Source organism: Stenotrophomonas sp. I18B00994 (assembly GCF_014145825.1).
Classification (GTDB): domain Bacteria; phylum Pseudomonadota; class Gammaproteobacteria; order Xanthomonadales; family Xanthomonadaceae; genus Stenotrophomonas; species Stenotrophomonas maltophilia.
In genome coordinates, this window is sequence record NZ_JACIUW010000004.1 from 69,501 (window position 1) to 92,012 (window position 22,512).

The 22,512-nt window shown below is 67.5% G+C and carries 24 protein-coding genes; 16 read left to right on the forward strand and 8 right to left on the reverse strand.

Annotated elements, in window-relative coordinates:
• The first annotated feature begins 38 nt into the window (after nucleotides 1-38).
• Complete coding sequence (gene apbC / locus H4O10_RS05605; RefSeq protein WP_033834539.1) at nucleotides 39-893, forward strand: iron-sulfur cluster carrier protein ApbC; 855 nt, start codon at nucleotides 39-41, stop codon at nucleotides 891-893.
• Nucleotides 894-975: 82 nt separating this feature from the next.
• Nucleotides 976-1,548 (forward strand): dCTP deaminase, encoded by a 573-nt coding sequence (gene dcd, locus H4O10_RS05610; protein WP_005410499.1) that lies wholly within the window; start codon nucleotides 976-978, stop codon nucleotides 1,546-1,548.
• A gap of 106 nt (nucleotides 1,549-1,654) precedes the next feature.
• On the opposite strand, the gene H4O10_RS05615 is transcribed toward dcd, so the two are convergent.
• The 3 genes from H4O10_RS05615 to H4O10_RS05625 are packed head-to-tail and all read right to left on the reverse strand — an operon-like array spanning nucleotide 1,655 to nucleotide 2,928.
• On the reverse strand, nucleotides 1,655-1,822 hold the full coding sequence (locus tag H4O10_RS05615) for a DUF5668 domain-containing protein (protein WP_005410498.1): 168 nt from the start codon (nucleotides 1,820-1,822) through the stop codon (nucleotides 1,655-1,657).
• A gap of 15 nt (nucleotides 1,823-1,837) precedes the next feature.
• Nucleotides 1,838-2,260, reverse strand: a complete 423-nt coding sequence (locus H4O10_RS05620) for an HIT family protein (RefSeq protein WP_005410497.1) — start codon at nucleotides 2,258-2,260, stop codon at nucleotides 1,838-1,840.
• A complete protein-coding gene (locus H4O10_RS05625) occupies nucleotides 2,257-2,928 on the reverse strand; it encodes a dienelactone hydrolase family protein (protein WP_033834542.1) in 672 nt (223 codons plus the stop codon). Before H4O10_RS05625 ends, H4O10_RS05620 begins: the two co-directional genes overlap by 4 nt.
• Nucleotides 2,929-3,132: 204 nt before the next feature.
• On the opposite strand from H4O10_RS05625, the gene rimO reads away from it, so the two are divergent.
• Nucleotides 3,133-4,494 (forward strand): 30S ribosomal protein S12 methylthiotransferase RimO, encoded by a 1,362-nt coding sequence (gene rimO, locus H4O10_RS05630; protein WP_088470647.1) that lies wholly within the window; start codon nucleotides 3,133-3,135, stop codon nucleotides 4,492-4,494.
• Nucleotides 4,491-5,327 carry a DUF3025 domain-containing protein gene (locus tag H4O10_RS05635; protein ID WP_049454544.1) on the forward strand — a complete coding sequence of 279 codons (837 nt, stop codon included), beginning with the start codon at nucleotides 4,491-4,493 and terminating at the stop codon, nucleotides 5,325-5,327. Before rimO ends, H4O10_RS05635 begins: the two co-directional genes overlap by 4 nt.
• A 157-nt stretch (nucleotides 5,328-5,484) precedes the next feature.
• Here the strand turns inward: H4O10_RS05635 and greB are convergent, their stop codons facing one another.
• Complete coding sequence (gene greB / locus H4O10_RS05640) at nucleotides 5,485-5,991, reverse strand: transcription elongation factor GreB (protein ID WP_049454547.1); 507 nt, start codon at nucleotides 5,989-5,991, stop codon at nucleotides 5,485-5,487.
• A 77-nt stretch (nucleotides 5,992-6,068) separates the two neighbouring features.
• On the reverse strand, nucleotides 6,069-7,685 hold the full coding sequence (locus tag H4O10_RS05645; protein ID WP_254916698.1) for a helicase HerA-like domain-containing protein: 1,617 nt from the start codon (nucleotides 7,683-7,685) through the stop codon (nucleotides 6,069-6,071).
• Nucleotides 7,686-7,695: 10 nt separating this feature from the next.
• On the opposite strand from H4O10_RS05645, the gene H4O10_RS05650 reads away from it, so the two are divergent.
• Complete coding sequence (locus tag H4O10_RS05650) at nucleotides 7,696-9,300, forward strand: transglycosylase SLT domain-containing protein (protein ID WP_033834536.1); 1,605 nt, start codon at nucleotides 7,696-7,698, stop codon at nucleotides 9,298-9,300.
• 21 nt (nucleotides 9,301-9,321) lie between these two features.
• The gene (locus H4O10_RS05655) at nucleotides 9,322-9,669 is read left to right on the forward strand and encodes a ribonuclease E inhibitor RraB (RefSeq protein WP_005410490.1); all 348 of its coding nucleotides are present in this window, start codon (nucleotides 9,322-9,324) and stop codon (nucleotides 9,667-9,669) included.
• 91 nt (nucleotides 9,670-9,760) lie between these two features.
• Here the strand turns inward: H4O10_RS05655 and asd are convergent, their stop codons facing one another.
• Together asd and H4O10_RS05665 are read right to left on the reverse strand one after the other, a co-directional pair.
• Nucleotides 9,761-10,603 carry an archaetidylserine decarboxylase gene (asd, locus tag H4O10_RS05660; RefSeq protein WP_033834535.1) on the reverse strand — a complete coding sequence of 281 codons (843 nt, stop codon included), beginning with the start codon at nucleotides 10,601-10,603 and terminating at the stop codon, nucleotides 9,761-9,763.
• Nucleotides 10,600-11,250, reverse strand: a complete 651-nt coding sequence (locus H4O10_RS05665; protein WP_005410488.1) for an SCO family protein — start codon at nucleotides 11,248-11,250, stop codon at nucleotides 10,600-10,602. The genes asd and H4O10_RS05665 overlap by 4 nt, the downstream gene beginning before the upstream one ends.
• Before the next feature lie 123 nt (nucleotides 11,251-11,373).
• On the opposite strand from H4O10_RS05665, the gene prmB reads away from it, so the two are divergent.
• The 8 genes from prmB to H4O10_RS05705 all read left to right on the forward strand — a co-directional run bounded on the left by prmB (nucleotide 11,374) and on the right by H4O10_RS05705 (nucleotide 19,609).
• Nucleotides 11,374-12,303, forward strand: a complete 930-nt coding sequence (gene prmB / locus H4O10_RS05670) for a 50S ribosomal protein L3 N(5)-glutamine methyltransferase (RefSeq protein WP_005410487.1) — start codon at nucleotides 11,374-11,376, stop codon at nucleotides 12,301-12,303.
• Nucleotides 12,300-13,403 carry a chorismate synthase gene (gene aroC / locus H4O10_RS05675; protein WP_033834534.1) on the forward strand — a complete coding sequence of 368 codons (1,104 nt, stop codon included), beginning with the start codon at nucleotides 12,300-12,302 and terminating at the stop codon, nucleotides 13,401-13,403. Before prmB ends, aroC begins: the two co-directional genes overlap by 4 nt.
• The gene (locus tag H4O10_RS05680; protein ID WP_033834533.1) at nucleotides 13,396-14,433 is read left to right on the forward strand and encodes a D-glycerate dehydrogenase; all 1,038 of its coding nucleotides are present in this window, start codon (nucleotides 13,396-13,398) and stop codon (nucleotides 14,431-14,433) included. Before aroC ends, H4O10_RS05680 begins: the two co-directional genes overlap by 8 nt.
• A 91-nt stretch (nucleotides 14,434-14,524) precedes the next feature.
• Complete coding sequence (locus tag H4O10_RS05685) at nucleotides 14,525-15,553, forward strand: aspartate-semialdehyde dehydrogenase (protein WP_005410484.1); 1,029 nt, start codon at nucleotides 14,525-14,527, stop codon at nucleotides 15,551-15,553.
• Between the two features lie 150 nt (nucleotides 15,554-15,703).
• On the forward strand, nucleotides 15,704-17,764 hold the full coding sequence (locus tag H4O10_RS05690; RefSeq protein ID WP_049454552.1) for a FimV/HubP family polar landmark protein: 2,061 nt from the start codon (nucleotides 15,704-15,706) through the stop codon (nucleotides 17,762-17,764).
• A 26-nt stretch (nucleotides 17,765-17,790) separates the two neighbouring features.
• A complete protein-coding gene (locus H4O10_RS05695) occupies nucleotides 17,791-18,153 on the forward strand; it encodes a VOC family protein (RefSeq protein WP_005410482.1) in 363 nt (120 codons plus the stop codon).
• A 32-nt stretch (nucleotides 18,154-18,185) separates the two neighbouring features.
• Nucleotides 18,186-18,956 carry a tRNA pseudouridine(38-40) synthase TruA gene (gene truA, locus H4O10_RS05700; RefSeq protein WP_049454554.1) on the forward strand — a complete coding sequence of 257 codons (771 nt, stop codon included), beginning with the start codon at nucleotides 18,186-18,188 and terminating at the stop codon, nucleotides 18,954-18,956.
• Nucleotides 18,953-19,609, forward strand: coding sequence for a phosphoribosylanthranilate isomerase (locus tag H4O10_RS05705; RefSeq protein WP_005410480.1), 657 nt, complete (start codon nucleotides 18,953-18,955; stop codon nucleotides 19,607-19,609). The genes truA and H4O10_RS05705 overlap by 4 nt, the downstream gene beginning before the upstream one ends.
• 23 nt (nucleotides 19,610-19,632) lie before the next feature.
• Here H4O10_RS05705 and H4O10_RS05710 read toward each other — a convergent pair whose 3' ends face one another.
• Entirely contained in the window at nucleotides 19,633-20,520 is an 888-nt protein-coding gene (locus tag H4O10_RS05710) for a LysR family transcriptional regulator (protein ID WP_033834847.1), read from the reverse strand.
• A gap of 96 nt (nucleotides 20,521-20,616) precedes the next feature.
• Here H4O10_RS05710 and trpB point away from each other — a divergent pair, with 96 nt between their 5' ends.
• A complete protein-coding gene (gene trpB / locus H4O10_RS05715) occupies nucleotides 20,617-21,834 on the forward strand; it encodes a tryptophan synthase subunit beta (RefSeq protein ID WP_005410476.1) in 1,218 nt (405 codons plus the stop codon).
• The gene (locus H4O10_RS05720; RefSeq protein ID WP_033834846.1) at nucleotides 21,831-22,511 is read left to right on the forward strand and encodes a hypothetical protein; all 681 of its coding nucleotides are present in this window, start codon (nucleotides 21,831-21,833) and stop codon (nucleotides 22,509-22,511) included. Before trpB ends, H4O10_RS05720 begins: the two co-directional genes overlap by 4 nt.
• Nucleotide 22,512 lies beyond the last annotated feature (1 nt).

A 22,512-nucleotide genomic window follows, 5' to 3' on the forward strand; every position in this document is an offset into this window, starting at 1 on the left:
ATGTTGGGTTATTCCCCCTGATACAGCTGGTGCCCGTTGTGAACAGTTCCCCCCGCCGCCCCCATGCCAGCCAGGTCCAGAAGGGACTGACGCCACATGCCCGCATCCGCAATGTCATCGCGGTCGGCTCCGGCAAGGGCGGCGTGGGCAAGTCGACCACCGCGGTCAATCTGGCCGTCGCGCTGCAGCAGCTGGGCGCACGTGTTGGCGTGCTGGACGCGGACATCTACGGCCCCAGCGTGCCCGCCATGCTGGGCTTGTCCGGGCGGCCGGAAAGCCCCGACAACAAGAGCATCGAACCGCTTCGCGCGTTCGGTGTGGACACCATGTCGATCGGCTACCTGATCGAAGAGGACACGCCGATGATCTGGCGCGGTCCGATGGCCACCTCGGCAATGACCCAGCTGTTCAACGACACGCTGTGGGATGACCTGGATTTTCTGCTGATCGACCTGCCGCCGGGCACCGGCGACATCCAGCTGACCCTGACCCAGAAGATTCCGCTGGCCGGTGCAGTGATCGTCACCACGCCGCAGGACATCGCCACGTTGGATGCGAAGAAGGCGCTGAAGATGTTCGAGAAGGTCGAGGTGCCGGTACTGGGCATCGTCGAGAACATGGCGGTGCATACCTGCAGCAACTGCGGGCATGTCGAGCATCTGTTCGGCGAGGGCGGTGGCGAGCGCATGGCCGCGCAGTACGGCGTGCCGTTGCTCGGTTCGCTGCCGCTGCAGATCGGCATCCGCGAGCAGGGCGATGCCGGTACCCCGATCACCGTGGCCCAGCCGGATTCGGTCCCGGCCCAGGCCTACCGCCATGCCGCGCAGCGCCTGATCGAGGAAGTGGGCAAGCGCCCGCGGGCGTCGATCCCGATCCTGTCGTCGCTGCTGTAGCACCTCGGCGGGGGGAGGGGCGCCGGCGACGCCCGGCCCCCTGCTAGAATCCTCGCGCCCCCTCGTACCCCCAGGACAAAGCATGAGCATCAAGAGTGACCGTTGGATCCGCCGCATGTCCGAGCAGCACGGCATGATCGAGCCGTTCGAGGCCGGGCAGGTCAAGCAGGCCAACGGCGAGCGCATCGTCAGCTACGGCACGTCCAGCTATGGCTACGACGTGCGCTGCTCGCGCGAGTTCAAGGTGTTCACCAACATCAACTCGACCATCGTCGATCCCAAGCATTTCGACTCGGGCAGCTTCGTCGACATTACCGCCGACGAGTGCATCATTCCGCCGAACAGCTTCGCCTTGGCGCGTACCGTCGAGTACTTCCGCATCCCCCGCGACACCCTGGTGGTGTGCCTGGGCAAGAGCACCTATGCGCGCTGCGGCATCATCGTCAACGTGACGCCGCTTGAGCCGGAATGGGAAGGCCACGTCACCCTGGAGTTCAGCAACACCACGCCGCTGCCGGCGCGCATCTACGCCAACGAAGGCGTTGCACAGATGCTGTTCTTCCAGGCCGCGGCCGATGACATCTGCGAGACGTCGTACCGCGATCGTGGCGGCAAGTACCAGGGCCAGACCGGTGTGACCCTGCCGCGGACCTGAAGATTGCAGGCGGTTTGTGGAGCCGAGCCATGCTCGGCTTCAAGGCGGGGCAGCCGAGCATGGCTCGGCTCTGCATGAACGAGGGCGGCGCAATGCGCCGCCTTCGTTATTTTCCGCGCCCGAACAGCATCGCGATCCCGACACCCACCAGCGCCACCGGCCACCAGGTCAGCAGCAGCTTGGACAGGTTCAGGTGCGTCCAGCCGAGGTTGCTGGCGAGCATGAACAGGCCGATCAGGATCAGCAGGATGGCGGCAACGAGGTTGAATCGCATCGGGTCGGCGAAGGCTCAGGTGTGGGCCGGATATCCTAGCCGTTCCTTCCAGTAGGCGACATGCTGGTCCAGTGCGGCCGCTTCGTAGCGGTGCGCAGGACCGCTGCCCCAGACCGGGCCCGGCCAGGCCGGATCACCGTCATGGCGGCCGATCACGTGGAAGTGCAGCTGGCGCACGATGTTGCCCAACGCGCCGATGTTGATCTTCTCCACCCCGTCGGCGCCCTTCAGGGCCTTGCAGGCGCGATTGAGCTCGGTGCGCAGCTTGTCCTGCTGCTCGCCGTCCAGCTCGATCCACTCGGTGACCCCGGCCAGGCGCGGTACCAGTACCAGCCACGGGAATCGTTCGTCGTTCATCAGCCGCACTTGCGACAACGGTCCTTCGGCCACCAGCACGCTATCGGTGGCCAGGCGTGAATCGAGTTCGAATTCGCTCATCCAAGATGCTCCGAGAAGAAGTCCAGGGTGCGTTGCAGCGCCAGGGCGGCGCTGTCTGGATCATACGCATGTCCGACCTCCCGATTGAAGGCGTGGTCGGCCGGATAGACGAAGGTGGCCATCTGCGGCAGCTTTTCGCGGTGGGCCTGAACGGCCTCCGGCGGGATGCTCCTGTCCTGGGCGCCGAAGTGGAAGATCACCGGCGCCTTCGGCGTCTCATCGAGGAACTGGACGTTGCGCGCACCGTAGTAGCTGACAGAAGGCAGGCCCAGGCGCACTGCGGACAGCATCGCCACCGTACCGCCCCAGCAGTAGCCGACGGTGCCGACCTTGCCGTAGGGGGCCAGCCGGGTGGCCGCCGCGCGGACCACTTCCAGCGCCCGTTCCATGCCCAGCGCGGCTACCCGTTCCAGCCCCTGCTTCACGCCGTCGGCGTCGTAGGGCAGGGCATCCGGATCGGCCTCGGGTCCATCGACCAGGTCGAAGAACGAAGGTGCCAGCACCGCATAGCCTTCGGCGGCGAAGCGCTCGGCCACGCTGCGGATATGCGGGTTGGCGCCGAAGATTTCCTGCACCACCACCAGCCCGCCGCGCGCGGTGCCCTCGGGGAGTGCCTGCCAGGCCCGTACCGCGCCGTGGTGCGTATCCAGGGTGATCCACTCGGCCATCGTCATCTACTCTCGTTGCAGGGACAGGACTGCATTGTCGGTGCTGCGCCGGTTAGCGCGGCGTCAGCGGCTGTGCGCGATCGGGCGGCTGGCCGTTCAGAGCGAGGTCGCCAACCCCGGTATACTGGCGCCCTTTCAGGCCCCGGCCCCCAGGAACCCCTGCCATGCCGGCAGGGGCCCAGGCCCCCAGAGTCCCGCGATTCCATGTCCCAGCTGAACCCCAAAGTCGGCTTCGTCAGCCTTGGCTGCCCGAAGGCCCTTGTCGATTCCGAGCGCATCCTTACCCAGCTCCGCTCGGAAGGCTACGACATCGTCCCGTCCTACGATTCGGCCGACGTGGTGGTGGTCAACACCTGCGGCTTCATCGATTCGGCGGTGACCGAGTCGCTGGACGCGATTGGCGAGGCGATGAACCAGAACGGCAAGGTCATCGTCACCGGCTGCCTGGGCAAGCGCCCGGAGCAGATCCGCGAGGCGTACCCGAACGTGCTGGCGGTGTCCGGTCCGCAGGACTACCAGAGCGTGATGGAGGCGGTGCACGAAGCGCTGCCGCCCAAGCACGATCCGTTCGTGGACCTGGTGCCCGACTACGGCATCAAGTTGACCCCCCGCCACTACGCCTACTTGAAGATTTCCGAAGGCTGCAACCACAAGTGCAGCTTCTGCATCATTCCGTCCATGCGCGGCAAGCTGGTCTCGCGCCCGGTCGATGAGGTGCTGCGTGAGGCCGAGCGCTTGGTGCGTGGCGGTGTGCGCGAGCTGCTGGTGGTGTCGCAGGACACCTCGGCCTACGGCGTGGACGTGAAGTACGCCGAGAAGATGTGGCGCCACAAGGCCTACCAGACCCGACTGAAGGCATTGTGCGAAGGCCTGTCCGAACTCGATGCATGGGTGCGCATGCATTACGTCTACCCGTACCCGCACGTGGACGAGGTAGTGCCGCTGATGGCCGAGAACCGCATCCTGCCGTACCTGGACATTCCGTTCCAGCACGCCAGCCCACGCATCCTGCGCCTGATGAAGCGCCCCGGCGCGGTCGAGAAGACCCTGGAGCGCGTGCAGAACTGGCGCCGGATTGCCCCGGACATCACCGTGCGTTCGACCTTCATTGTCGGCTTCCCGGGCGAAACCGAGGCCGAGTTCGAAGAACTGCTGTCGTTCCTGGACGAAGCGCAGCTGGACCGTGTCGGCGCGTTCGCCTATTCGCCGGTCGAGGGGGCCACCGCCAACGACCTGCCCGATGCCGTGCCGGAAGAAGTGAAGCAGGAACGCCTGGCACGTTTCATGGAGAAGCAGGCGCAGATTTCCGCCGCGCGCCTGGAAGCCAAGATCGGCACCGTGCAGCAGTGCCTGGTCGATGCCATCGAAGGTGACATCGCGGTGGCCCGTTCCAGGGCCGATGCGCCTGAGATCGACGGTCTGGTGCACATCCAGAACGCCGATCAGGTGCCGCTGCGCGTGGGCGAATTCGTCGACGTGGAAATCACCGAGAGCGACGAGCACGACCTGTATGGTGACGCGCTGGCGACCGCTACCCGCCCGGCATTCGACCTGAAGATGTTGTGACCGCAGCGACGACCGCCGCCGGTGACGGCAGCGGCGCCCGCCGCTTCATGCCGCCGCCGCGTGCGGCGGTCGATCCACGGGTGTTCGCGCACCCGCTGTTTGCCGGCTTGCAGGACTTCCGTGATCTGCTGGACGGTGCGGCATGGCCGTCCATCGCTGCACTTGATGCGCGGCTCGCGCTGCCCGGCAAGCGCTTGGTCGAACAGGACGCCGCGCTGCTGGCCGACGGCCTGCATTACGAAGCGCGCATCGCGCAGGGGCATATCGCCACCCGTGCCGGCAACTGGCACGACCTGTTCAACGCGCTGGTATGGGCCTCCCATCCGCAGCTGAAGCGTGCATTGAACGCGCAGCAATGCCGGCATATCGATGCCATGCCGCCCGGCCAGCGCAATCGCGCACAGGCGGCGCTGACCCAGTTCGATGAAACCGGCGTCATCGTGCGCGCGCGCGATGAGGCGGTGCTGCGCGCGTGGGACCGGCATGACTGGCCTGCATTGTTCGAGCCGTCATGCTGGCAGAGCGGTGGCATCGCCATCGCTGTGGTGTTCGGGCATGCGCTGATGGAGCAGGCACTGCTGCCGGGGCGATTGCTGGTCGGCAAGTGCGTGGTGGTGCACGGCGAAGTCGATGATGCCTGCGTTGACGCAGTGACCGCGGCCATCGCCGAGGGCAGGGCAGTGACCGATCCCCTGCAGTTGCGTCCGCTGCCGCTGGCGGGAATCCCGGGCTGGCACCAGGGACAGGATGCCGCCTTCTATGCAGATGCCGCGTACTTCCGCCCGCTGCGGGCCGGCCGCCAGTACCCGCCGCCGTTGCACGGATCTATGTAGAGTCGACTGTCAGTCGACTGCTCTTCGTTCCGAGGTCGTGAACGCCCGACAGAAGGCTTCGGCGAGTCATCAACCGCGATGAGGAGCGCGGTGCGTTTACCGTCCGGCTGCGGAGGTTTGTGCCGCGCTTGGCGCGGTAGTCGACTGACAGTCGACGCTACAGCGGTTCGTATTCCACGCTGATCACCGCGAAGGTGAACTGGCCGCCGGGCAGTTCCACCGAAAATTCATCATCCAGCCGCTTCTTCAGCAGCGCACGCGCCAGGGGGGAATCGATGCTGATCCAACCCAGCCCAGCATCGGTCTCATCCGGCCCGACAATGCGATAGCGGCTGGTCTCACCGCTGTCCACGTTCTCCAGTTCCACCCATGCGCCAAAGAACACCGCCAGCGCATCGGTCGGCGTGGTATCGACCACGCGTAGCGATTCCAACCGCTTGGTCAGGTAGCGCACACGACGGTCGATCTCGCCCAGCTGCTTCTTGCGATAGGTGTACTCGGCGTTTTCCGAACGGTCGCCTTCCGCAGCGGCCGCGGCCAGTGCCTTCACCACCTCGGGGCGGCGCACACGCCATAGGTCATCCAGTTCGGCCTTCAGCCGGGCGTGGCCGGAGGCGGTGATCAGGGCGGTACTCTTTTCTGCAGGGGGACGCCAACGCGACATGTGGTGCGACTTCTTTTCAGGGGAACGATGGGGTCGGATCCTTTTGCAGGAAAGGGATCGACCCCAGTGGTTGCAGATCAGCGCTTGCCGCCGAAGATGCCACCCAGGATGCCACGCACGATCTGGTTGCCCAGCTTGGTGCCGACGGTGCGCGTGGTCTGCTTGGCCATGGTCTCGATCATGCCCTGGCGGCGCTTGGTGCCGAAGATCGCATCCTTGATCGCCTGGCCGAAACCGCCTTCCTGCGCTTCGTCCTGCTCGCGACTACGCGCGGCCGGTGCCTGCGCCTGTTCGACAGTCTTCTGCGCACGCTGGGCCAGCAGTTCGGCGGCCGATTCACGGTTGATCGCGGTGTCGTAGCGGCTGCCGACCGGGCTGCCGGCACGCACCTGGGCACGCTCGGCCTCGGTGATCGGCCCCATCCGGCAGCGCGGCGGCGCGATCATCGTCTGCTGCACCGGCATCGGCACACCCTTGTCCTGCAGCGTGGACACCAGCGCTTCGCCGGTACCGAGCTGGCTGAGCACCTTGGCCACGTCCAGCTTCGGGTTCGGCACGAAGGTCTCGGCAGCAGTCTTCACTGCCTTCTGGTCGCGCGGGGTGAATGCACGCAGCGCATGCTGCACGCGGTTGCCGAGCTGGCCGAGGATGTTGCCCGGCACGTCATCAGGGAACTGCGAGCAGAAGTACACGCCCACGCCCTTGGAGCGGATCAGGCGCACCACCTGCTCGATGCGCTGCACCAGCGACGGCGGTGCATCGTCGAACAGCAGGTGCGCTTCGTCGAAGATGAAGACCAGCTTCGGCTTGTCCAGGTCGCCCACCTCCGGCAGCTGCTCGAACAGCTCCGACAGCAGCCACAACAGGAAGGTGGAATACAGCTTCGGCTTGAGCACCAGCTGGTCGGCGGCAAGGATGCCGATCATGCCGCGGCCGTCGTGATTGACCCGCATGATGTCGGCCAGTTCCAGGGCCGGCTCACCGAAGAAGTTCTCGCCGCCATCCTGCGCCAGGCGCAGCACCGACCGCTGGATCGCAGCGATGGACTGCGCGCTGACCAGGCCGTACTCGGTGGAGATGTCCTTGCGCTCCTCGGCCACCAGGCCGAGCAGCGCGCGCAGGTCGTCCATGTCCAGCAGCAGCAGGCCACGGTCGTCGGCCAGCTTGAACACGATGTCGAGCACGCCGGACTGGGTGTCGTTCAACTCGAGGATGCGCGCCAGCAGGGTCGGGCCCATCTCGCTGACCGTGGTGCGCACCGGGTGACCCAGCTTGCCGTACAGGTCCCAGAAAATGGTCGGGCTGGCGGCCGGTGCGTAGTCGGCCACGCCGATCTCGGCGGCGCGCTTGAGGAGGTTCTCGGCGCCGGTGCCGGGCACCGCCAGGCCGGACACATCGCCCTTCACATCGGCCAGGAACACCGGCACGCCCAGACGCGAGAAGCCCTCGGCCAGGGTCATCAGGGTCACGGTCTTGCCGGTACCGGTGGCGCCGGCCACCAGGCCGTGGCGGTTGCCGAGTTTCGGCAGCAGGGTGACGGCCACATCGTCGGTGATGCCTTTGCCGAGCAGAATCGGATCCATGGTCCAGCCCTTGTGGTGAATAGCCAATGTTAACCGCCGGCGGTGACGGTCCGAAGGTCGGCTTGCCCGGACCTTGGCGGCGCCGCTACTCTGCCTGCCTGTTTCGCACACAGTGCCATCAATGCCCGTTCCTGTCCTGATTTCCCGCGGTTGGCCGCTGCTGGCCCTGGCCGGCCTGGTTTCCCTGGCGCCCGACGCCCATGCGCAGCGGGTTTCGGCCCGGGACAAGGTGAAGGTGGATGCGCTGCAGCAGCGCATGACCGTCGCCGAGAAGCGTTACAGCGATGCGCTGCTGCTGGTCGCCAATGCCGACCCCAAGGGCAGCAACGAAGCCGACGCCGCGCTGGAGGACATGGAAGATGTCCTCAACGACTGCGTGAAGCAGAAGGGCTGCCAGATGGGCACCCTGCTGGCCAGCTACAAGCGCCTGCTCAAGCACGACGCCGATGCGGCCGCCAGCGATGACGTGGCCGACGAGGGCGGTGATCGCCTGGAAGCCGACCCCGACCACATCGGCCCGCTTACCGCCGACGTACCGGAGGCCGCGCGCGCTGCCGCGCTGCTGAACGACAAGCGGCACGCCTTCGACAGCATGGTCGAATACAACCCGGCGGTGCAGGCCGGCATCCGCCGCTGGCTGACCGACATGCGCCCGGCGTTGCTGACCAGCTACGAGAACTACCAGAACCTGCGTGCGGTGATGTGGCCGGAGTGGGAGAAGCGTGGCCTGCCTGAAGCGCTGCTGTTCGGCATCATGGCCAAGGAGTCCAATGGCCGCGTGCATGCTTCATCGCGCGCTGGCGCCGCCGGGTTGATGCAGTTCATGCCGGCCACCGGCCGCCGCTTCGGCCTCGGCCCGGATGGCACCGGCTTTGACACCCGCTTCGATGCACGCAGTGCGGCCGAGGCCAGCGCCAGCTACCTCAACGAACGCCTGCGCGAACTGAACAACAACGTGGAAATGTCGGTGGCCGCCTACAATGGTGGCGAAGGCCGCGCCGCGCGCGTGTTCAAGCAGAGCGCCGGGCAGAGCTTCTGGACCGACAGCGTCTACAACCAGTTCCCCGGCGAGACCAAGGACTACGTGCCGATGGTGATCGCCGCGGCCTGGATCTTCCTGCACCCGCAGCAATACGGCGTGGAGTTCCCGAAGATCAGCGCGCAGCCGGCCACGCTGCGCCTGGCCAAGTCGACCACCATCTACGAACTGACCATCTGCCTGGGCAGCCACGGCACCCGCGATGGCTACATGCGCGCGCTGCGCAACCTCAACCCGCGCTATGAGGCCGATGGCTGGATCCCGGCCGGCACGCTGATCAATGCCACCACCCGCATCGCCGGCCTGTACCAGCGCAACTGCGTCAGTGGCCCGCGTGCCGACCTGGCCCGGACGCTGATCACCGCCGATCTGAACGCAGCAATCAAGCGCCCGGCCGCGACCAGCTACACCGGAAGCGTGGCCGTGGGCGGCGTGGTGCCGGTGGCCGATGCGGCCGCGTCCACCAGCGTGCCGACCACGCCGGTCGCTTCGGTGGCCACGCCGCGCCCGGCGGCGCGCCCGAAGCCGGTGCGCAGCCACAAGGTGGGCCGGGGTGAAACCCTGGGCGCCATCGCGGCCAAGTTCCAGTGCGACGTGCCCACCCTGGCCCGCGCCAATGGCCTGAAGGCCCCGGCCTACAGCCTGCGCCACGGCCAGACGCTGAAGCTGCAGGGCTGCGACAAGTAATCCCCCGACCCTGGAATCCGCATGGACCTCGAAGACACCCGCAACCTGTTCGCCAACCTCCGCGAAAACACCGACTGGGACATCACCGGCCCGTTGCTGTGGGGGTACTTCTTCGTGCACTCCACTGCCGAGCCGTTGCAGGCACTGGCGCAGCACCTGCAGGCGCAGGGTTACACCTTCGTGGAATTGTTCGAACAGGATCCGGAAGAGGGCGACGCGCCGTTCCACGTGCTGCATGTGGAGCGCGTGGAGATCCACGACGAAGCCTCGCTTGACCGCCGCAACCAGGAATTCGCAGCGCTGGCCGCGGAGAAGGGCGTGGAAGACTACGACGGCATGGACGTCGGTCCGGCCCCGTCCCTGCAGTAACGCGCGTACCGGTAGTGCCGGCCGCTGGCCGGCAATGCTCGACGCGTTGGATCAGCGGAGATGCCGGCCAGCGGCCGGCACTACCGAAGCCTCAGCGCAGCTTCGCCAGCGCCTGGCCCAGCTGCACCGGGCTTTCAGCGCCCAACTGCGGGGCGAAGTCAGCCACGCCCGGCGGCAGCAGCACGATCACGGTGGAGCCGTAGTTGAAGCGCGCCATCTCGGTAAAGCGCTCCAGCCTGATGCCCTGGCCGCGGTAGTCCTTGCGGGTGATGCGGTCGCCATAGTGCGGAATCTCCTCGCCGCTCCACACGGTTTCCACCCCGGACACCAGCAGCGCACCGACCATCACGCTGACCATCGGGCCGAAGCTGGTGTCGAAGTGGCAGACCAGGCGCTCGTTGCGGGCGAACAGGCGCGGTACGCCGTTCACTGCCGCCGGACCAACGCTGAACAGGCGCCCCGGCACGTGCACGGTCTCACGCAGGGTGCCGGTCCACGGCATGTGCACGCGGTGGTAATCGCGCGGCGACAGGTACACCGTGGCGTAGAGCCCATCGTTGTATGGCTTGGCGTCCTCGTCACTGCCCAGCAGTTCGGCAGCGGTGAACGACTGGCCCTTGGCCTGGAAGATGCGGCCGGCCTCGATCTTCCCCAGCTGGCTGATGCGGCCGTCGGCCGGCATCACCAGGCTGCGCGGATCGGCGTCAGCCACGCGCGCACCCGGCTTCAGCGCACGGGTGAAGAACTGGTTGAAGGTCGCATAGCTGCGCGGGTCCGGGTTGGCCGCTTCGTCCAGGTTGACGTTGAACTTGCGGGTGACCGTGTCGATCAGCCAGCGCGATACGCGCGGATCGTCCGAGTACGCCAGCGAACGCGCCATCGAGGACAGCAGGCGGTGTGGCAGGGCGTACGTCAGGGCGGTGGTGAGGCTCATGGGGCGGTTTTCTCGGTCAGCTTCTGCAGGTCGCGGGCAATGGCCGGCGCGTTGAACGGGGGGCGTACCAGGCCGGCAAGGCGGCCCTGCGGGTCGAGCACGGCCAGGCTGGCCGAATGCTCGACGGTGTAATCCTCGGGGTTCTCGTCGAAATGCTTGCCCGGCACCTTCTGGAACACGAAGCCCAACGAGGTGGCGAAGCGCTCCAGCGAGGGAACGTCAGCGGTGGCGGCCAGGGTGTCCTTGTGAAAACCGTGCACGTACTCGCCGAGGCGGGTGGCGCTGTCGCGGTCGGGGTCGACCGAGATGAACAACACGCGTGGGCGCAGGCTGTCGGGCAGGGCTTCCCACTGGTTCTGTGCGCCGGCCAGCTCGGCCAGGGTGGTCGGGCAGACGTCCGGGCAGAAGGTGAAGCCCAGGAATACCAGGGTCCAGTGGCCCTTCAGTTCGCCCGGGATCAGGCGGGTGCCGTCGGACTGGGCCAGGTTGAAGTCGGGCAGTTCGCGCGGCTGCGGGTACAGCGTGATCGCTTCGGTGGCCGGGGCATTGGCCGGCGGCTTCGGCGCGAACAGCTGCTGGGCGGCCAGCAGGCCGAGACCCGCCGCCAGGGCGATCAGCAGGATGATGCCGGCGTTGCGATTGAACATGGGGGCTCCCGCGCGAAGTGGGCCCCATCATACCGGCTGTGGCCCGAATCGTTTCCGCCGCAACGGATGCCGCCACGGGCGCCAGCCCCTATAATCGGGGGCCACTTTGCCCGCAGTACCGCCATGACCGCTGAAACGGCCGCCGAACTCCACACGATCATCGATCTGATCCGCTACGGCACCAGCCGTTTCAACGAAGCCGGACTGACCTTCGGGCACAGCTACGACAATGCGCTGGACGAGGCCACCCAGCTGGTGCTGCACAGCCTGCACCTGCCGCATGACCTCGGCCCGGCCTATGGCCAGGCGCGCCTGCTGCAGGCCGAGAAGCTGCGCGTGCTGGAGCTGTTCCAGCGTCGCATCGACGAACGCATCCCGGCTGCCTACCTGACCGGTGAGGCCTGGTTCGCCGGCCTGAGCTTCAAGAGCGACAAGCGCGCCCTGGTGCCGCGCTCGCCGATCGCCGAACTGATCGAATGCGGCTTCGAGCCGTGGCTGGCCGGCCGCGATGTCAGCCGTGCGCTGGACCTGTGCACCGGCTCGGGCTGCATCGCCATTGCCATGGGTCACTACTACCCGAACTGGGAAGTGGACGGCGTCGACCTGAGCGACGATGCACTGTCGCTGGCCGAAGAAAACAAGGAGCGCCTGCAGGCGCACAACGTCACCCTGCTCAAGTCGGACCTGTTCAACGGCCTGACCGGTCGCCACTACGACCTGATCGTCACCAATCCGCCGTACGTCACCAACGACGAGACCGATGCCCTGCCGCAGGAGTACTCCTACGAGCCGGAAATGGGCCTGCGTGCCGGCGACGACGGCCTGGACCTGGTGCTGAAGATCCTGCGCGACGCCCCGCTGCACCTGAGCGAGGACGGCCTGCTGATCTGCGAAGTGGGCGAATCCGAGCAGCACCTGATCAAGCTGCTGCCGGAAGTCGACTTCGCCTGGATCGAGTTCAAGGTCGGCCAGATGGGCATCTTCGCGGTCGAGTGCCGCGAGCTGATCGCCCACAGCGCGCGCATCACCGAACTGGCGGCGCAGCGCCCGTGAGCTCCAATTCGTTCGGCAAGCTGTTCACCGTCACCACGTTCGGCGAGTCGCACGGGCCGGCCATCGGCTGCGTGATCGATGGCTGCCCTCCGGGGCTGGCGCTGGACGCGGCCGAATTCGCCCACGACCTGCAGCGTCGCGCCACCGGCAAGAGCCGCCACACCTCGGCGCGTCGCGAGGCCGATGAGGTCGAGATCCTGTCCGGCGTATACGAGGGCCTGACCACCGGCACCCCGATCGCGCTGCTGATCCGCAACACCGACCAGCGCAGCAAGGACTACGCCAACATCGGCCAGCAGTTCCGGCCGGGTCATGCCGACTACAGCTACTGGCACAAGTACGGCATCCGTGACCCGCGTGGTGGCGGCCGTTCCTCGGCACGCGAGACCACCATGCGCGTTGCCGCCGGCGTGGTCGCCAAGAAGTGGCTGGCCGAGCGCTTCGGCGTGACCGTGCGTGGCTACCTGTCACAACTGGGCGACGTCACCCCGGCCGGTTTCGACTGGTCGGCGGTGGAAGACAATCCGTTCTTCTGGCCGCACGCCGAGCAGGTGCCCGAGCTGGAGGCCTACATGGATGCGCTGCGCAAGTCCGGTGACTCGGTCGGTGCGCGCGTGGACGTGGTCGCCGACAACGTGCCGCCGGGCTGGGGCGAGCCGATCTACGGCAAGCTCGATGGTGAACTGGCCGCTGCCCTGATGAGCATCAACGCAGTGAAGGGCGTTGAGATCGGCGATGGTTTTGCCAGTGCCGCGCAGAAGGGTACCGAGCACCGCGACCTGCTGACGCCGCAGGGCTTCGCCAGCAACCATGCCGGCGGCATCCTCGGTGGCATCTCCACCGGCCAGCCGGTAGTTGCGTCGATTGCCCTGAAGCCGACTTCCAGCCTGCGCCTGCCGGGCCCGTCGCTGGATACGGCCGGGAACGTGGTCGAGGTGGTCACCACCGGACGCCACGATCCTTGCGTCGGCATCCGCGCCACGCCGATCGCCGAGGCGATGGTGGCGATGGTGCTGATGGACCAGGCGCTGCGCCATCGCGCGCAGTGTGGCGATGTCGGCACGATCACCCCGCGCATTCCCGGGCAGATCGATGGCTGACACGCGGCCGACGGTGTGGGTGAGCCAGCCGCTGATCGAGGCGGCCATCGCGCCGTTGCGCGATCGCGTACAGCTGCGCAGCACCGACACCGTTACCGCTTGGACGCCCGCGCAGATCGCCGAACAGCTGGCCCGCGCCGACGGCGCGATCATCACCCTCAACGAGCGCATCGGTGCGGCCCAGGTGGCCGGCGCCGCGCAGCTGCAGGTGATCGCCAATGTCGGCGTCGGCTACAACAATCTGGATGTCGACGCGCTCAGTGCGGCCGGCATCCTCGCCAGTAACACGCCGGACGTCCTGACCGAGACCACCGCCGATCTCGGCTTCGCGTTGCTGATGGCCACTGCACGCCGGATCACCGAGTCCGAGCGCTGGCTGCGCGAAGGCCAGTGGCAGCAGTGGTCGTTCCAGACCATGCTGGGCGCGGATGTCCATGGCAGCACGCTGGGCATCCTCGGCATGGGCCGCATCGGCCAGAGCATCGCACGCCGCGGTGCACACGGGTTCGGCATGAAGGTGCTGTACCACAACCGTTCGCGGTTGCCGGCCGATACCGAGGCGGCGCTTGGCGCGACCTACGTGGACCTGGACACGCTGCTGGCGGAGTCCGACCACCTGGTCACGGTGCTGCCCTACACCCCGGCCTCGCATCACATCATCGATGCGGCGGCGCTGGCGAAGATGAAGCCGTCAGCCACCCTGGTGAACATCGCCCGCGGCGGCATTGTCGACGAACTGGCGTTGGCCGACGCGCTTGCCCGAGGCCGTCTGGCCGCTGCCGGCCTGGATGTCTACGAGGGTGAGCCGGCGGTGCGCCCCGAACTGCTGGCGCTGCGCAATGTCGTGCTCACGCCGCACATCGGCAGCGCCTCGCTGGCCACGCGCACGGCGATGGTACAGCTGGCCGTGGATAATCTGGTTGCCGGGCTCGGCCTGGACGGCGGCCCGTCGCGCATGCCGAGCGCGATCAACGCTGATGCGGCGATGGCCGCGCGCGTGACGCTGGGCAAAAAAACCGGGAAACGATAGGGAACCTCCGCGCGCCCCGCTTGAGGAGGTTCCCCGAACCCAGCTGTCGTGCGTGTTTCTTCCCCATTCCCGTTTTCGTGAGAGTTCCCCCATGAGCAATGCACAGCGCAGTTTCCACGTCGCCGTCGTCGGTGCCACCGGTGCGGTCGGCGAGACCATGTTGTCGATCCTGGCCGAGCGTGGTTTCCCGGTCGGTACCCTGAGCGTCCTGGCTTCCGAGCGTTCGGCCGGCGGCGAGATCGAATTCAACGGCCAGAAGGTCAAGGTGCAGGACCTGGCCACCTTTGATCCGAGCGGTGTCGAGATCGCGCTGTTCTCGGCCGGTGGCAGCGTGTCCAAGGAATACGCACCGAAGTTCGCCGCTGCCGGTGCGGTGGTGATCGACAACTCTTCGGCCTTCCGTTACGACGATGACGTGCCGCTGGTGGTGTCCGAGGTCAACCCGGAGCAGGTCGCCAACCGTCCGCGTGGCATCATCGCCAACCCGAACTGCTCGACCATGCAGATGCTGGTGGCACTGGCGCCGCTGCACCGCAAGTACGGCATCGAGCGCATCAACGTCTCCACCTACCAATCGGTGTCCGGCGGCGGCCGTTCGGCTACCGAGGAACTGGGCAAGCAGACCGGCCAACTGCTGAGCTTCCAGGAAATCGATCCGCAGCGCTTCCCGGTGCAGATCGCCTTCAACCTGATCCCGCACATCGACGACTTCCAGGACAATGGCTTCACCAAGGAAGAAATGAAGCTGATCTGGGAAACCCGCAAGATCCTCGGCGACGACAGCATCCTGGTGAACCCGACTGCGGTGCGCGTGCCGGTGTTCTACGGCCACTCCGAGTCGGTGGCGATCGAGACCCGCGACAAGGTCACCGTCGCCGAAGCGCGCGCGCTGCTGGAGCAGTCGCCGGGCATCGAAGTGGTGGATCGTCACGAAGCCGGTGGTTACCCAACCCCGGTCACCCACGCCTCGGGCACCGACGCGGTGTACGTCGGCCGCATCCGCGAGGACCTCTCGCACCCGCGCGGCCTGAACCTGTGGATCGTGTCGGACAACGTGCGCAAGGGCGCGGCGTTGAATGCCGTGCAGCTGGCCGAGCTGGTCGCCGCCGAGCAGCGCTGATTACAGCGGTTGCCTCACCGGTAGTGCCGGCCGCTGGCCGGCATTGCCGTGATCCTTGTGCCGGAGTGCACGCCGGCCAGCGGCCGGCACTACCTCAAGGGTCTTTCCGGTGGGTGCGGACCCCGGTCCGCACGCTTTATAGTGTCGCCCATGAATAAACGGGCCAGGGGCGCAAAGCGCCCGCTCCTCTATCTTTCCACCGCGCTGCTGGCCCTGGCCAGCAGTTCGGCACTCGCATTGGGCCTGGGAGACATCCGTGTCCTGTCCAAGCCGGGGCAGCCATTGCTGGCCGAAATCCCGGTGGTGTCGGCGGACCCGTCCGAACTGGAAAACCTGCGCGTGGCGCTGGCCTCGCCGGTCACCTTCGAACGCGTCGGCCTGCAACGGCCGACCGGGCTGGTCAGCGAGCTGCAGTTCGAGCTGACCCGCAATGCGCAGGGCAGGGCGGTGGTGCGCGTCACCTCGCAGGCCCCGGTGGAGACGCCATCGCTGAGCTTCCTGATCGAAGCTGACTGGGGCCAGGGCCGCCTGGTGCGCGAGTACTCCGCGCTGGTCGACGCGCCGTCCAGCGCGCTGGCCGTGGCCGAGCCGGAGATCGTCGCGCCGGCAGGCACGCTCTCCAATACCATCGTGCGCGAACCTGCACCGGCTTCGGCAACGGTGCCAGCGGCAGAGGCGCCCACTACGCCGCCACCTGCGGTGGCGCCTGCACCGGCACGCCCGCGTGCGGCCTCCGCGCCGGTCGCTGCACCGGCGGTCGATGGCAGCGTCACCGTGCAGCGCGGTCAGACCCTGTCGCAGATCGCCAGCGCGGTGGCGCGTGGCAACCAGGTCAGCCGCGACCGCGCGATGATCGCCCTGCTGCGCGCCAATCCCGAAGCCTTCATCCGTGGCAACGTCAATCTGCTCAAGCAGGGCGCGGTGCTGCGCATGCCGGGCAGCGATGCGCTTGCCGCTGTCGATGCCGCCGAGGCCGCCGCGCTGGTGCGCGAGCACGCCGCGCAATGGCGGCAGGCGCGCACCGTGCCGCAACCGGCGGGTGCGGTCGCGCCGGCCGCCAAGGCGGCAACCGCGAACGCTTCTTCCCCGGCTGCCGCCAACGGGGCACGACTTGAGATCGCTCCGGCGCTGGCGTCCGACGCCGCGCACGCGGGCACAACCACCGGCACCGCTGCCGGCAGCGAGGGTGACATGCTGGGCAACGAACAACTGCGACAGGCGCGTGAGGACATCGCCACCCGCGATGCCGAGATCGGTGAACTGAAGCAGCGCGTGGCTGATCTGGAGAAGCTGAAGGAGCAGCAGCAGTCGTTGATCGCGATGAAGGACAACGACCTGGCTGCCGCGCAGCAGCGCCTGGCACAGGCGCCGGGTTCCCGTGATGCGGCAACGCCGTGGTACTGGCTGGTGCTGCCGGTGCTGCTGTTGGCGGCGGGCGCGGCCTGGCTGCTGCGTCGTCGCAAGCCGTCGCCGCTGCCGCCGCTGCGTGAGGAAGACGATGCCGCCGGCCTGGCCGCTGCGGTGCCGGCAGGTGCGGCGCTGGATACGCTGGCCGAGCAGTCCTCGTGGTCGCCGGCTGTTGCCGACAATGGTCGCCAGGAACCGGCGATGCCTGCCTGGGCGACCGAAACCGAAGTACACGACGTGGTGGTCGCCGAACCCGTCGCCGAGCACGCGGTGCGGGCCGAATGGCAGGCCGAGACACTGCGCGATGAGGACGCGGTGGCATTGCCCGAAGCGGTGACCGATCTGCCGCGCTGGGACGATTCCGCAACCACCGGCGACGAGGTTGTCGTCGCCGAGCCGCTGCAGGACGAACGCGTTGTACCGCAGGCGCCGGCCGAAGTGGCGGTGCCGGACTACGCACTGCATGCCGAACAGCAGCCGCAGTTCCGCGGAGTGTTCGATCTGCCGGCTGACGCGCATGAGAACGAGGCTCCGGCGGATACCGTACATCCCGAGGCCATCGACAGCATCGACCATGGCAGCGTCGACGCTTCTTATTCCGACGATATCGCGCCGAGCGCGGCCGCGCCCGCCGGCGACGCGGGCTGGTCGCCGCGTGCCGGCCAGGAGCGCCTGGAACTGGCCATTGCCTACCTCGATCTGGGCGACGCGCAGACTGCGCGCACCCTGTTGCTGGAAGTCGCCGAAGGCGGTGACCTGCACAGCCAGGCCCAGGCCCGCGAACTGCTGGCCCGCCTGCCGTGACCGAACCTGCCGACAAGGATCCTGCCATGAGCCGCGAGCGTCGCATCGACTACGTTGAATTCGCTTCCAGCGACCCGGCCGCAAGCCGCGCCTTCTTCGAGAAGGTGTTCGGCTGGTCGTTCGTCGATTACGGCAGCGACTATACGGCGTTCGACGATGGCCGCCTGCAGGGCGGCTTCTTCCGCGGCCAGCCGCAGCGGGCCAGCGACAGCGGCGCACCGCTGCTGGTGCTGTATGCCGACGCACTGGCACCGGTCGAGGCCGCCGTGCGCGACGCCGGCGGCGAGATCGTGCGCCCGGTGTTTTCCTTCCCCGGTGGCAGCCGCTTCCAGTTCGTCGAGCCCGGTGGCAACGAACTGGCGGTCTGGTCCGAACGCGATCCGGCCTGAGCGCCGCCCCATACGCAATATCGAGGTAGCACATGCGTTACGCGCTTGGCGTCGAATACGACGGCAGCGATTTCATGGGCTGGCAGAACCTGGGCGAGGGCGGTCCCAGCGTGCAGGCCAGCCTTGAGCAGGCCCTGTCGTCGGTGGCTGATACGCCGCTGCAGGTGGTCTGCGCCGGCCGCACCGATGCCGGCGTGCATGGCCAGTGCCAGGTCGTCCATTTCGATACCGACGTGGTGCGCGATCCGCGCGCCTGGATGCTGGGCACCACCACCCGCCTGCCGCGCTCGATCGCGGTGCGCTGGTGCGTGCCGGTGGCCGACGATTTCCACGCCCGCTTCTCGGCACGCGCGCGTCGCTACCGCTATCGCCTGCTCAACCGCGAGGTGCGGCCGGCGCTGGACCGGCAGACCCTCAGCTGGGAGCGCCGGGCGCTGGACGAGACGCTGATGCACGCCGCCGGCCAGGCCCTGATCGGCGAAAATGACTTCAGCGCGTTCCGCTCCGTGCAGTGCCAGGCGCTGCATGCGCGGCGTGAGCTGCAATCACTGCAGGTCAGCCGCCAGGGCGAAGTGATTGAAGTGGCCGTGCAGGGCAATGCATTCCTTCATCACATGGTCCGCAATATCGTCGGTTCGTTGATCCTGGTGGGCAGCGGTGAAAAACCGGTGGAATGGATCGCCGAACTGCTGGCCGGGCGCGATCGCACCGTAGCCGGTCCCACCGCACCGCCGCAGGGCCTGGTGTTCCTTGGGCCCCTGTACCCCGACAACTGGCATCTGCCCGCCGAGGTCACGCTATGAGCCGCTCCTACTACCGCACGCGCATCAAGTTCTGTGGCATGACCCGTGCCGGCGATGTCCGCCTGGCCGGTGAGCTGGGCGTGGACGCAGTGGGTTTCATCTTTGCCCGCGAGAGCAGCCGCCGGGTTGCGCCTGCCGAAGCACGCGCGATGCGCCAGGCGATCGCGCCGATGGTCGATGTGGTGGCCCTGTTCCGCAACAACAGCAAGGAAGAGGTGCGCGAGGTGCTGCGCACGGTGCGGCCAACCCTGCTGCAGTTCCACGGCGAGGAAGACGAGAGCTTCTGCCGCAGCTTCAACATGCCCTACCTGAAGGCGATTGCCATGGGGGGCCGGGAAGAGGTCAATGCGCGGACGTTGCAGCTACGTTACCCCAGCGCGGCGGGGTTCCTGTTCGACAGCCATGCGCCGGGTGGCGGTGGCGGTACCGGCGTGGCCTTCGACTGGGGCCGTATCCCGACCGGCCTGCACCGGCCGTTCCTGCTGGCCGGTGGCCTGAACCCGGAAAACGTCTACGACGCTGTGCTGGCCACGCTTCCCTGGGGCGTGGACGTGTCCAGCGGCATCGAACTGGAGCCGGGCATCAAGGACGGCTACAGGATGCGCACCTTCGTCGAGGAAGTGCGCCGCGCCGACTGCACCGTGCTGGAGTAGGACCGGGAGGCTGCGGCGTCACGTTACCTGAGCTGGCCAGCGACCCAGCCCGCCAGGGCGTCGACGCGTGCGTCGGCCTGGCCATCCGGCCGCGCCAGCACCCAGAAGCCGCCGGTGGCGGTAAATCCCCACGGTGCGACCAGCCGGCCTGCGGCCAGGTCTTCGGCCACCAGCGGCTCCGGTGCGATCGCCGGGCCCAGCCCGGCTACCGCGGCTTCCAGCAGGTAGTACAGGTGCTCGAAGGCGGTGCCCAGCTGCAGCTTCGACACGTCCAGATCGTGCGCCTGTGCCCATGCCGGCCATGCCTGCGGCCGTGAGCTGGTGTGCAGCAGCGTCTCCTGCAACAGCGCCGACGGCGGTGCATGCCGCAGGCGCTGCGCGGCCGGATGCGATGGCGCCACCACCACGCCGACCCGTTCCGGCGCCAGCTCGCGTACCTGCCAACCTCGTGGCCACGGGCCCTGCGCCAGCAGCAGCACGGCGTCCAGCGCCGCCTGCGCTTCGGTGAAACTGCCATCCAGTGCCGACCACTGCAGGCGCACGCCGGGCAGGGCAGCCTGCAATGCTGGCAGTCGTGGAATCATCCATCGCGCCAGCACGCTGCCACTGCAGCCCAGTACCAGCGCCGGGGCTGCTGCCGGCCGCCGCAGTTCGCGCACGCAGTCTTCGATGCCGCTGAAGGCCTCGCTGCATGCTGCCTGCAGCCGCGTGCCCGCAGCGGTCAGGCGCAGGCCACGGCCGGCCCGCTGGAACAACGCCAGGCCAAGGTGATCCTCCAGCAGCTTCAACTGCCGGCTGACCGCGCCGTGGGTGACGTGCAGGTCCTGCGCGGCGCGCCCAACGCCGCCAAGGCGGGCCGTCGCTTCGAACGCGCGCAGCGCATTGAGGGGAGGCAGCAGGGAACGGCTCATGTGAGATTTCCTGACGATATGCGCCAGATAATATCCATTTTCCGGTCATGACCCGTGCGCTAGAGTATCCACCTGTCTGAACCACCGGTCGTATCCATGTCTGCCTCCCCCATTGCCGACTATCACGCCTTCCCGGATGCCCAGGGCCACTTCGGCCGCTATGGCGGCAGTTTCGTTGCCGAAACCCTGGTCGGCCCGCTGCAGGAACTGGCCCAGGCCTATGACCAGGCGCGCCAGGATCCCGCATTCCAGCTGGCCTATGACCGCGACCTGGCGCACTACGTGGGCCGGCCGAGCCCGATCTATCACGCCCAGCGCCTGAGCGATCACGTCGGTGGCGCGCAGATCCTGCTCAAGCGCGAGGACCTGAACCACACCGGCGCGCACAAGATCAACAACACCATCGGCCAGGCCTTGCTGGCCGCGCGGATGGGCAAGAAGCGCATCATTGCCGAGACCGGTGCCGGCCAGCATGGCGTGGCCAGTGCCACGGTTGCCGCGCGGCTGGGCCTGGAATGCGTGGTGTACATGGGCGCCACCGACATCGAGCGGCAGAAGATCAATGTTTACCGCATGAAGCTGCTGGGCGCGACGGTGGTGCCGGTCACTTCCGGCTCGGCCACCCTGAAGGACGCACTCAACGAAGCGATGCGCGACTGGGTGACCAACGTGCAGGACACCTTCTACATCATCGGCACCGTGGCCGGCCCGGATCCGTATCCGCGCATGGTCCGTGACTTCAATGCCATCGTCGGCCGCGAAGCGCGTGAGCAGATGCTGGCCGAATACGGCCGCCTGCCGGATGCGATCACCGCCTGCGTGGGCGGCGGCAGCAATGCGATCGGCCTGTTCCATGCCTTCCTCAACGACCGCCAGGTCGAGATCGTCGGCGCCGAAGCCGCCGGTGACGGCATCAACACCGGCCGCCACGCCGCTTCGATCGCTGCCGGTCGCCCCGGTGTGCTGCACGGCAACCGCACCTATGTGCTGTGTGACGACGACGGCCAGATCATCGAGACCCACTCGGTATCAGCCGGCCTGGACTATCCGGGCGTCGGCCCGGAGCACGCGTTCCTGGCCGATACCGGTCGCGCACGCTATCTGGGCATCACCGACGAGGAAGCGCTGCAGGCCTTCCACCTGCTGGCGCATACCGAGGGCATCCTGCCGGCACTGGAATCCAGCCATGCGCTGGCGCAGGCGATCAAGCTGGCGCGTGAGCGACCGCGTGACCAGATCGTGCTGTGCAATCTATCCGGCCGTGGCGACAAGGACGTGCACACCATCGCTGCGCGCGAAGGGCTGGTGCTGTGAGCGCGCGGCTGCGGAACAGCGGGGTGCTTCTGCTGGTGCTGGGCCTGGCCGCGTGCCAGCCGCCGGAACCGCCAGTGCTTGCGCCGGCTGCCAAAGCCACCGCGCAGCCCGCACAGCAGCCGGCCGCCAACGATGACCTCGACCCGATGGCGCGTACGCCGATCGTCGATCCGCCGTCTGCGGAAGAGAGCAACGGCGACAACGCTCCCGCCGTCGCCTCGGTTGCACTGGACCATGCCGGCGAAGTGCTGGTTGGCCAGCACATGGGGGACCTGAAGTCACTGGGGCCCTGGAAGGCACAGGGCGCGAAAGAGTTCTTCGAAGGCGACTGCGAGTACTACGACGGCAGGGGGTTGCCGCCGGGCGTGTCGATGATGACCGACGACGACCGCGTGGTCCGATTTGATCTGAAGCCGGGCGACGACCCGGAGCTGCCGGTTGAACAGCCCGGTCCATTCGGCCTGCGCATCGGCATGACCCGTGCCCAGGCCATGGCGCAGTTCCCGAAGCCGCCGGTATCCAGCCCGCATGCCTACGACGGTGACCAGGGCGAGTACCTCACCTGGCAGGACCCGGGTTCGGACCTGGGCATCCGCCTGGAACTGTTTGAAGGGAAGGTCACCCGGATGTACTGGGGAACCAGCGATGCGATTGAACTGATTGAAGGATGTGCCTGAG

Coding starts and splice junctions, on each gene's coding strand:
- dcd (WP_005410499.1), top strand. CDS start 976: ATGAGCATCAAGAGTGACCGTTGGATCCGCCGCATGTCCGAGCAGCAC.
- H4O10_RS05615 (WP_005410498.1), bottom strand. CDS start 1,822: ATGCGATTCAACCTCGTTGCCGCCATCCTGCTGATCCTGATCGGCCTG.
- H4O10_RS05620 (WP_005410497.1), bottom strand. CDS start 2,260: ATGAGCGAATTCGAACTCGATTCACGCCTGGCCACCGATAGCGTGCTG.
- H4O10_RS05625 (WP_033834542.1), bottom strand. CDS start 2,928: ATGGCCGAGTGGATCACCCTGGATACGCACCACGGCGCGGTACGGGCC.
- rimO (WP_088470647.1), top strand. CDS start 3,133: ATGTCCCAGCTGAACCCCAAAGTCGGCTTCGTCAGCCTTGGCTGCCCG.
- greB (WP_049454547.1), bottom strand. CDS start 5,991: ATGTCGCGTTGGCGTCCCCCTGCAGAAAAGAGTACCGCCCTGATCACC.
- H4O10_RS05650 (WP_033834536.1), top strand. CDS start 7,696: ATGCCCGTTCCTGTCCTGATTTCCCGCGGTTGGCCGCTGCTGGCCCTG.
- H4O10_RS05655 (WP_005410490.1), top strand. CDS start 9,322: ATGGACCTCGAAGACACCCGCAACCTGTTCGCCAACCTCCGCGAAAAC.
- asd (WP_033834535.1), bottom strand. CDS start 10,603: ATGAGCCTCACCACCGCCCTGACGTACGCCCTGCCACACCGCCTGCTG.
- H4O10_RS05665 (WP_005410488.1), bottom strand. CDS start 11,250: ATGTTCAATCGCAACGCCGGCATCATCCTGCTGATCGCCCTGGCGGCG.
- prmB (WP_005410487.1), top strand. CDS start 11,374: ATGACCGCTGAAACGGCCGCCGAACTCCACACGATCATCGATCTGATC.
- H4O10_RS05680 (WP_033834533.1), top strand. CDS start 13,396: ATGGCTGACACGCGGCCGACGGTGTGGGTGAGCCAGCCGCTGATCGAG.
- H4O10_RS05685 (WP_005410484.1), top strand. CDS start 14,525: ATGAGCAATGCACAGCGCAGTTTCCACGTCGCCGTCGTCGGTGCCACC.
- H4O10_RS05690 (WP_049454552.1), top strand. CDS start 15,704: ATGAATAAACGGGCCAGGGGCGCAAAGCGCCCGCTCCTCTATCTTTCC.
- H4O10_RS05695 (WP_005410482.1), top strand. CDS start 17,791: ATGAGCCGCGAGCGTCGCATCGACTACGTTGAATTCGCTTCCAGCGAC.
- truA (WP_049454554.1), top strand. CDS start 18,186: ATGCGTTACGCGCTTGGCGTCGAATACGACGGCAGCGATTTCATGGGC.
- H4O10_RS05705 (WP_005410480.1), top strand. CDS start 18,953: ATGAGCCGCTCCTACTACCGCACGCGCATCAAGTTCTGTGGCATGACC.
- H4O10_RS05710 (WP_033834847.1), bottom strand. CDS start 20,520: ATGAGCCGTTCCCTGCTGCCTCCCCTCAATGCGCTGCGCGCGTTCGAA.
- trpB (WP_005410476.1), top strand. CDS start 20,617: ATGTCTGCCTCCCCCATTGCCGACTATCACGCCTTCCCGGATGCCCAG.